The organism is Desulfosporosinus sp. Tol-M2, from assembly GCF_059735615.1.
Genome location: NZ_JCAIJG010000074.1, coordinates 6,406 through 16,417 on the forward strand (window position 1 = coordinate 6,406; position 10,012 = coordinate 16,417).

A 10,012-nucleotide genomic window follows, 5' to 3' on the forward strand; every position below is an offset into this window, starting at 1 on the left:
CATTTTCACTGGGTATGGCGGCAAGGTCGGAGATCATGAGAATAACGACCAGCTCAAAAGGCTGCAATTGGCCAATTTCTCTTTTTCCCATCAGACGAAGGGCAATGACGACCAGCGTGTATAAAATTAGAGTTCTGACGACAACGAGGAGCATATTAGTTCTCCTTTCCAAACAACTCAGGTTGTTTTTTGTGAAGATTATTTTTCCCTGAAAGCTAAGAGTTATCCTCAAGCTAGAGACGTTTCATCATTATGGGACCCCTTGGTAATTAGGCTGTTGGTGTGAGGAGGGAATATTACAGCTTCTAGATCAGAAAACCCAAAGAATTGATAATTGTTGTATAATGTGCGTGTTTATTATCCAACAGGGAAAAATCGCAAAAATGAGCGACTTGGAAATAAGCCGCTGTTGGTGTGGATTAGCAGAGAGAGACTAATTGCAGGGGGATTTCACCCTTTCCCGCCTTCGTTGCGCATCAATTTGATTACGGAGATTAAGTCTGGTATAATTGGCTAATAAATTTAGAAGACTTTGTCCTTTTAGTGGCCGGTGCCAGGTGTTAGCCAAGTTTTCTATTGATGTTTTCGGTTTAAGTAAGGGTTTGCAGTTGAAAAAATTGGGAAGACTATCGAAGTATTCCACAGCTACCTTGTATCTTGTTTATAGAATAAATAGTGCTTTAAGGGGGAGAATATATGTCAGTCTCTGTAGAAAAAATAGAAAAGAATGTTGTTGCTTTAGAAGTGACTGTCGATGCTGGAAAATTCGTACTAGCGGTGAACCAAGCTGCCAAGGCTTATGCTAAAAAAGTTAATATCCCAGGGTTCCGTAAAGGTAAAGCACCGCGTCGGATGGTTGAACTTCATGTGGGGAAGGACGCCCTTTACGACGAAGCGTTGGATCATTTGATCGGAGTAGCTTACGCTGAAGCGGTTGAAGAAAGCGGTATCAATCCGGTGGAACGACCTTCAGTTGACTTAGTACAGATCGAAGAGGGAAAAGACCTTATTTTCAAAGCAAAAGTAAGCGTCAAGCCGGAAGTTGAATTAGGAGAATATATTGGACTTCATATTACACAAGATGCAGTTAGCGTAACGGACGAGCAAGTGCTCGAAGAACTGAAAAATAAACAGCAGCAACACGCCCGTCTCATTACACTTGACGAAGGTATGGTTGAATACGAGGATACCGTCACCATTGACTTTGAAGGATTTACAGGCGATGTGCCTTTCGTAGGCGGAAAAGGGGAAAATTATGAACTAGTTATTGGTTCGGGTACCTTCATTCCTGGTTTTGAAGAAGGTTTAATTGGAGCTGAAATCGGACAACATGTTGATGTCAACCTTACCTTCCCAAATGAATATCATAGTGAAGAGCTAGCAGGAAAAGAAGCTGTTTTTAAAACGGATATTAAAAAGATTCAACGCAAAGAAATATCGTCACTGGATGATGAATTTGCCAAAGATGTTAGTGAATTTGAAACGCTTGATGAATTGAAAACTGACTTACGGAATAAATTATTATTGCGGGGTGAAATACAAGCCAAAAGGGATCAAATTGAGGCGGTCATTTCTAAAGTGGTAGACAATGCCAGCGTCGAAATTCCTGAAGTCATGTTTACTGAACAAATTAAAGCTATGGCGGAAAATTTAAATCGTACTTTAGCTCTGCAGGGAATGTCACTCGAGCAGTATTACCAGTATACCAACTCGACAGAGGAAACTATGCTGGAGCGCCTGCGTCCTCAAGCAGTGGAAAGCGTTAAAAAAGATTTAGTTTTAGAAGCTATTGCCAAGGCAGAAGGAATTGAGGCCACAGAAGACGAAGTAGATGAAGGGATCCAAAAACTTGCTGAGAATTATCAACAAGACGCAACATCTCTCAAACAGTCCCTCATTGCGCGTGGAGAACTCGAGTTTTTTAAACGAAGTTTGATCAGTGAGAAGACGGTTAACTTTTTAGTAGAACAAAATTCATAGTCAACAACGCGAGGAAAATTCTGGGAATAGAGGTGAGAAGATGGCAAAGTACACCAATGACAAAAACCAACTAAAGTGTTCATTCTGCGGTAAAACCCAGGAACAGGTCAAGAAATTGGTTGCCGGTCCAGGCGTATACATTTGTGATGAATGTATTGAACTCTGCAATGAGATTGTCGAGGAAGAGCTGACCGACGACTTGGGCGTTGAAATTGGAGAAATTCTGAAACCCAAGGAAATCCGGGCGATTATTGATCAATATGTTATTGACCAGGATCAAGCGAAAAAGGCGCTTTCGGTAGCAGTATACAACCATTACAAACGGATTAACATGGGCATGAAAATTGATGATGTTGAATTGCAAAAGTCGAACATCATTATGCTGGGACCCACTGGTTCAGGAAAGACTTTGCTGGCCTCGACACTAGCAAAAGTCCTTAATGTTCCCTTTGCCATAGCAGATGCCACGTCACTCACAGAAGCAGGGTACGTGGGTGAGGATGTAGAGAATATTCTCCTTAAATTAATTCAAGCCGCTGATTATGATGTGGAAAAAGCAGAAAAGGGCATTATTTATATTGATGAAATCGATAAGATTGCCCGAAAGTCTGAAAATCCCTCTATTACTCGGGATGTTTCTGGGGAAGGAGTTCAGCAAGCCTTACTGAAAATTCTTGAAGGAACTGTTGCCAGCGTGCCTCCACAAGGTGGACGCAAACATCCGCACCAGGAATTTATTCAATTGGATACCACGAATATTCTCTTTATTGTCGGCGGAGCTTTTGACGGGATTGAAAAAATCATTCAAAACCGGACAGGACAGAAAACCATGGGCTTTGGCGCAACTATCCAAAATAAAACCAATATGAATGTAGGTGAAATTTTAAAAGGAATTTTGCCGACCGACCTTCAGAAATTCGGGCTAATCCCTGAGTTTGTAGGACGTGTACCTGTGATTGTAACTCTTGAGGCATTGGATGAAGCGGCGTTAGTACGCATTTTGACAGAACCCAAGAATGCCTTGGTTAAGCAATACCAGAAGCTGATGGAGCTTGACGGTGTAACCTTGGAGTTCAAAGATGCGGCACTTGAGTTGATTGCCACTGAAGCGATTCGTCGCAATACCGGAGCACGGGGCTTAAGGGCCATTGTGGAGGATATCATGCTCAACGTGATGTATGATTTGCCCTCGCGCAATGATGTTTCGAAATGCGTCATCACGCAGGACGTGGTCTTGAAGAAAGAAGAACCCCTTCTCGTCGTGGCTGATAAACCCAAAAAAGGCAAGAAGGAAGAATCTGCTTAGGCGAGGCATAATAGTGGTTCGAAGTTCGTGGTACGTGGTTCGAATAGTGAACATCGAATTGACACCGGAGTAGCATATAGCTGCGCCGGTGTTATTTATTCGTAGTACGCAGTTTGTGGTTCGTTTCGAAGCACGTGTTAAGATGTTCGAACCTCGAATATTGAACATCGAACCTTGCCGGAGCAGCGAGGGCTGCGCCGGTGTTTTGTCATGGTATTGATGTATGGTTTATAGAACAAGATATGAAGCAGGATGTTCGAACCTCGAACATTGAACATCGAACCTCGAATTTGGGCGGCACCGGTGTTTTTGTTTGTAGTTTTTTTAGAACTTCGTCATTTATGATGTTTTATTTTTCACCTTGTGGCAATACTATCACAAGAGATATCATAGGGAGGAAAAGAGGACATGAATGGACTCAGTGGTATAGTTATGGTTGTTCAGTTGGTTTTCGCCATTGTTATAGGGCTATATTTTTGGAGTATGCTCAAGTCTCAACAAGGAAATAAAAGATCGGTTGAACTGGAATCTCATAAGGAACTTGAAAAATTACATAAAATGCGAAAGGTTACCTTAACCACTCCTTTGTCTGAAAAAACCCGTCCCACTAATTTTGAGGAAATTATCGGGCAAAAAGAGGGAATCAAAGCCTTGCGAGCCGCTTTATGCGGTCCTAATCCGCAGCATGTGTTGATTTATGGAGCTCCTGGCATCGGCAAAACCGCTGCCGCCCGGTTAATCTTAGAAGAAGCCAAGAAGAATCCACTTTCCCCATTTAAAGAAAGCGCCCATTTCACAGAAATCGACGGGGCGACCGCACGTTTTGATGAGCGAGGGATCGCCGATCCCTTGATCGGCTCGGTACATGATCCGATTTACCAAGGAGCCGGAGCCATGGGGCTGGCGGGAATTCCTCAACCGAAACAAGGAGCGGTCACTAAAGCACACGGTGGGATTCTCTTTATCGATGAAATCGGAGAACTTCATCCGATTCAAATAAATAAGCTCTTAAAAGTCCTAGAGGATCGCAAAGTGATCCTCGAAAGCGCCTATTATAGCTCGGAAGATCCCAACATTCCACAACATATCCACGATATTTTTCAAAATGGTCTTCCAGCTGACTTCCGTCTTGTGGGGGCGACCACCCGAAGTCCGGGACAAATTCCGCCCGCGATTCGTTCCCGGTGCATGGAGGTTTATTTTCAGGGTTTGCTTCCTACTGAAATCTCGGAAATCGCCCGTGTAGCTGCTGCAAAGATGGAAATGCCTATTACCCCGGCTGCGCTGAATGTCATTAAACAATTTGCCTCTAATGGCCGTGAGGCCGTTAATATGGTGCAGTTAGCCGCAGGGGTCGCTTTAACCAACCGGGTACCTCGGGTTGACGTGGAAATTATGGAATGGGTTATCACAACAGGGCAATATGCGCCTCGTCCGGATAGAAAAGTGCCCCTGGAGGCCAGTGCTGGGGTCGTTAATGGACTTGCTGTTTACGGACCGAATATGGGTATGCTTCTTGAGTTGGAAGTAACCGCCCTTCCTGTCGATTCGGGCACGGGTGTCCTTTTGGTGACAGGGATTGTTGATGAAGAAGAACAAGGGAGTGAAGGAAAGAAAATTCGGCGCAAGAGCATGGCCCGCAGTTCAGTGGAAAATGTTCTTACCGTTTTAAAACGGCAAATGAGAATTGAACCTCGAAATTTTGACATTCATGTAAATTTTCCGGGCGGCGTTCCGCTCGATGGTCCGTCGGCGGGAATTGCCATTGCGACGGCTACTATTTCTGCAATTCGTCAGCTAAAGGTGGATAATTATCTGGCAATGACCGGAGAACTATCTATCCGAGGACGGGTGAAACCCGTCGGAGGTGTTGCTGCCAAGATCGAAGCTGCGAAGCAAGCCGGGTGCAAGCGGGTTCTGATTCCTAAGGAAAACTGGCAGGAACGCTTTGCCGAATTAAACGAAGAGATCAAGATTATTCCAGTGGAGGAGCTTACTCAAGTTTTAGAATTGGCTATAGCCTCAGATATTAAAATTGAAAAAACTGAGATTAGTCCGCCACTTGAAGAAGTATTGAACCACTTGGATTTTGCAGTCAACAGAGTAGTAACTAACGTCGTTGCGAATTTGCCAGAACGGGGTAAAACGTGTTAGAATAGTTCAAGATGAGTTTGGCACACTATATTTAGTGTGCTTTTTTGACTATACTAGTCAGATAGTATAAGTTATATACTTTGTGGATTTTTAACTAGGAGGGATATCAGTGAAAAAAGAACGCGAATTACCATTACTCCCGTTACGGGGGATTTTAGTTTTTCCGTATATGGTTATTCATCTGGATGTCGGGAGGGAATGTTCCAGGGCTGCGATTGAGGAGGCCATGCTCTGCGACCGGATTATTCTTTTAGCTGCACAGAAAGAGACAGAGATCGATTCGCCGACTGCAGAGGATGTGTACGAAATGGGTACAGTCGCTGAAATAAAGCAACTCTTAAAACTTCCGGGTGGTACCATGCGTGTCTTGGTTGAAGGGATTTCGCGAGGTCGGGTACTTGAATTTTTAGAGGAGAAGCGGTTTTTTAAGGTGCGGGTTGAGGTGCTGCCTGAGGAAAAGAAAACATCCACGCCGGAAATAGATACATTAATTCGGGGAATGATCCACCAGTTTGAAGAATACGCTAAACTTGGTAAACGTGTTCCCGTCGAAACTTTAGGAACAGTTTTAGCAGTGGACGAGCCAGGCCAATTAGCAGACATTGTCGCTTCGCACCTGAATCTTAAAGTACCAGATAAACAAACCATCTTGGACGCCATAGCAGTGGAATTCCGTTTGGAACGTTTAACTGAACTAATAATGCGGGAAATCGAGATCCTGGAGCTGGAACGACGCATCGGTCAAAGAGTGCGTAAGCAAATGGATAAAGCGCAGAAGGAATACTATTTACGAGAACAGATGAAGGCAATCCAAAAAGAACTGGGAGATAAAGATGAGCGCCAAGTTGAGGCGGAGGAATTCCGAGAGAAAGTTGCCAATGCCAAGTTCCCCAAAGAAGTCGAGCAAAAGGCGATCAAAGAAATTGAACGCTTAGAAAAAATGCCCCCCTCTTCAGCGGAAGGTACTGTGGTTCGTACTTATCTGGACTGGATTTTGGCACTTCCCTGGACGAAAACCTCCAAGGATAAAATCGATCTAAAAAAGGCCGAGGACATTTTGAACGAGGACCACTATGGTCTGGAGAAAATCAAAGAACGTATTCTGGAGTTTTTGGCAATCCGCAAACTGACGCCCAAAATGAAAAGCCCAATTCTATGCTTAGTAGGTCCGCCTGGGGTTGGCAAGACGTCCTTAGCCAAATCCATTGCCCGGGCTTTAAATCGTAAATTCGTGCGCATGTCCTTAGGTGGCTTACGTGATGAGGCTGAGATTAGGGGACACCGCCGTACCTATATAGGGGCTTTACCTGGACGGATAATTCAGGGTGTTCGGACAGCAGGAACCCGTAATTCGGTTTTCCTCTTAGATGAAATTGATAAGATGACGTCAGATTTCCGTGGGGACCCAGCCTCAGCTCTCTTAGAGGTTTTGGACCCGGAGCAAAATAATACCTTCACCGATCATTACATGGAACTTCCCTTTGATCTATCGCAAACTCTTTTTGTGCTTACGGCAAATGTAATGCAATCAATTCCCCGTCCGCTCTTGGACCGGATGGAGGTTATTACCCTTAGTGGGTATACAGAAGATGAAAAAGTAAATATTGCTTTGCGCTATCTCCTGCCCAAGCAGATGGAAGCGCATGGACTTAAAAAGGATGTCGTATCACTGGATGAGGAAGTATTGCTCAAGCTGGTTCAGGGGTACACACGGGAGTCCGGTGTACGGGCTCTGGAGAGGCAGATAGCTAATCTATGCCGGAAAATCGCCATTCGCTGGGTAAAAAAAGAATGGGAACCGCATATGCTGACCTTTGAAGATGTAGAGTCCGCGCTAGGTGCACCTCGCTTTCATTTCCAAGTGGCGGCGAAGGCTCCTGAAATCGGAGCGGTAACGGGTCTAGCGTTCACCGAAGTCGGTGGGGTAGTACTCACGGTGGAAGTAACCCCCTTGCCGGGAAAAGGGAAACTGACGTTAACCGGTCAACTAGGGGATGTCATGAAGGAATCCGCGCAAGCGGCTTGGACTTTTGTACGGGCGCATGCTCTTAGTTTAGGGATTGAGGAAGACTTTTATGAGAAAACAGACCTTCACATCCATGTTCCGGAAGGTGCTACTCCCAAAGACGGTCCTTCGGCAGGAGTTACGATGGCCACAGCGATAGCCTCGGCCCTGGCAAGGCGCTCCGTGCGGTCGGATTTGGCCATGACGGGGGAAATAACCTTGCGCGGGAACGTTTTGCCCATCGGTGGGGTTAAAGAAAAAGTTTTAGCGGCCCATCGGGCAGGAATCAAAGTAGTAATTCTCCCTGAGGAAAACCGTAAAGACCTTGAAGATGTTCCGGAGAAAGTTCGTAAAGTCCTGGAATTCCACTTTGTGAGCCGAATTGAAGAGGTACTGAAACTTGCTTTTTTGCCACTGGCTCATTCGGATGAAGTTCAGGAAGATATCCCGGTGAATTCCGTTTATGCTCAAGGAAGAATTCCGGATGTTGAACAGAGGCCGGCGCAAAGCACCTTGGCGCGGACGGGGAATACTCCTGGAAAAACACAAACTCTAAATTTTTACAGGGTTAATGATCAGTGGTTGCTCGTGGATTTACCAGGTTACGGCTATGCTAAAGTCGCTAAAACGGTTAATGCACAGTGGGGGCCTATGATGGAGGCCTATCTTAAAAAGCGAGAGCCGTTACGAGCGGTGATTCAAATTGTGGATATCCGCCATGCACCGAGTATTGAAGATATTGAAATGCAGCAGTGGCTGCGCAATATACAGATGCCAACCATGGTTGTAGCCACTAAAGCGGACAAAATTGCACGTGGACAGTGGCTGAAGCACTTGAATGTTATCGCCAAGGCCTTAGATATTCCTGATGTGTCACTGATTCTTCCTTTTTCAGCGCAGACGGGGATCGGTAAAGGAGAGCTAAATGAAGCTATAGAAGAAGTCCTTGGTGTACTTGTGTGACTATCATTTAGCCTGTACTTCTTTTAGACTTGCCAGAATGTGGCCGATGTTTCCGTTTTCAACAGCGGCTATGAGGCCATCGCAGAATCGCTCCTGTCTAATATAGCAAGTAAGCATGGCATTCAGCAGTTGTTTACTCGCTGTCGGAATAGCCAAAGCAAAACTGTCATGTTCAGCTTTAATTCCGTAGCTTTCGATCGTATGCAGATAGTTAACATCAGCGATTCCGCTCAGATTAAATATCTGCTCAAATTCAATCAGATTTTCATTAAAAACTGGGGATGGAATCTGGGGAGTTCCCTTCTTCTGCTTTTCTCCAGGCCGTTTATGGTGCTTTTCAAAATACGGAGTATAGTACCAAACATACCATCGCCATAATACTCGCTTCAAAGTTTCATCCAGCATGGACCATGCCTTTCCCTTCAGCACTGCAGGAATACCATAGAAGGCTTCGGCAATACTGCCTGCAATAGCTGCCAGCGTATCACTATCGCCGCCCAGGGAAACAGCCTTTCTTAGGGCATCTTCAAAATCGCTGCTTTCGAGAAAAGCAATGATGGCTTCTGGTACGGTTTCCTGACAGCTTTCCACATGGTGATAATTAGGACGGATTTCATCAAGCGTGCGGTTCAAATCATATTGATATGTCTTCTCCACGTATTGCTTGATTTCCACTTTGCTTTTTCCGGTACGGGCAAGATAAACAGCAGCAGCAGTTGCCTCTGCGCCCTTTATTCCTTCCGGGTGATTGTGGGTGACACAGGCACTGATCCGGGCATACCGTTCAACCTGCTCGAGATTATCGAACATCCACGCCACTGCGGAAACACGCATTGCCGAGCCGTTGCCGTAGCTCATATATGGTCTTGGGGTTTCGTCGGATAACCAGCCGGAAAATCTCGCTCCATAGCCTGCATGAGGATACAGTTTGCCATACTTCTGCATAGCTGTTACAAGTTCTTCTTCGGTTCTTTTTTGGTCATCGTATCCGTTCATCAGCCCTTCCGCAACAGCCAACGTCATTACAGTGTCGTCGGTGAAATGAGAATGCCTCCCGAACAATGGAAAGTCTGTGGTCTTTATATTATTCTGGTCAAATTCATATGGGCTTCCGACGATGTCGCCCAAAATAGCGCCAAGCATAAAAGCACCCCTTTCACTCGAACAAAATAAATGCTATCTTACATCAACAGGCACAGGTTGGAATCCTATGCCTGTTTTGTTTGATGCGTTACTTTTTGCCTTTACGACTCTTGAAGTCTTCATCAATGCGTCAATGTTAGCGCCGAGGAAAATGAATTCCAGCCGTATTTTGCCTTCTGCCTCTCGATCATGGCGCTTATCTTTTCGTAGCTGTACTCACGGCTGGCGTTTTCCATGCCGTCCGTGGTTATGACGAACATATCCATCAGTGATAACAGCTACACCAACCTCACAGAAGCCAATGCTGTTACATTCCGATTGAAGCTTGTCCGCTCCGGCAGCGAAAATATTGCGCCGCATACGCCGCCACCCATCTGCAGGGCAATATACGCTGCATTTACGATGGCGTCAACGTTCATTTTCGTTATGTCGTTGCGTACTATCTCAAATGGCATAATACA

The 10,012-nt window shown here is 45.2% G+C and carries 5 protein-coding genes and 2 pseudogenes; 5 read left to right on the forward strand and 2 right to left on the reverse strand.

The window, feature by feature from the left end:
- Positions 1-696: 696 nt before the first annotated feature.
- From tig to yihA, 5 genes and pseudogenes are all read left to right on the forward strand, one after another.
- On the forward strand, positions 697-1,980 hold the full coding sequence (tig, locus tag AC6I5A_RS05660; protein ID WP_034612808.1) for a trigger factor: 1,284 nt from the start codon (positions 697-699) through the stop codon (positions 1,978-1,980).
- Positions 1,981-2,020: 40 nt separating this feature from the next.
- The gene (gene clpX / locus AC6I5A_RS05665) at positions 2,021-3,286 is read left to right on the forward strand and encodes an ATP-dependent Clp protease ATP-binding subunit ClpX (protein WP_034612812.1); all 1,266 of its coding nucleotides are present in this window, start codon (positions 2,021-2,023) and stop codon (positions 3,284-3,286) included.
- A 408-nt stretch (positions 3,287-3,694) separates the two neighbouring features.
- A complete protein-coding gene (gene lonB / locus AC6I5A_RS05670; protein WP_034612813.1) occupies positions 3,695-5,440 on the forward strand; it encodes an ATP-dependent protease LonB in 1,746 nt (581 codons plus the stop codon).
- Positions 5,441-5,549: 109 nt separating this feature from the next.
- Positions 5,550-7,925 (forward strand): annotated as a pseudogene (gene lon / locus AC6I5A_RS05675) (endopeptidase La); the annotation flags it as partial.
- Between the two features lie 33 nt (positions 7,926-7,958).
- Complete coding sequence (yihA, locus tag AC6I5A_RS05680; RefSeq protein WP_497900531.1) at positions 7,959-8,408, forward strand: ribosome biogenesis GTP-binding protein YihA/YsxC; 450 nt, start codon at positions 7,959-7,961, stop codon at positions 8,406-8,408.
- Between the two features lie 3 nt (positions 8,409-8,411).
- Here yihA and AC6I5A_RS05685 read toward each other — a convergent pair whose 3' ends face one another.
- Together AC6I5A_RS05685 and AC6I5A_RS05690 are read right to left on the reverse strand one after the other, a co-directional pair.
- Positions 8,412-9,551, reverse strand: a complete 1,140-nt coding sequence (locus tag AC6I5A_RS05685; RefSeq protein ID WP_497900525.1) for an ADP-ribosylglycohydrolase family protein — start codon at positions 9,549-9,551, stop codon at positions 8,412-8,414.
- A 278-nt stretch (positions 9,552-9,829) separates the two neighbouring features.
- A pseudogene (locus tag AC6I5A_RS05690) lies at positions 9,830-10,012 on the reverse strand (hypothetical protein); the annotation flags it as partial.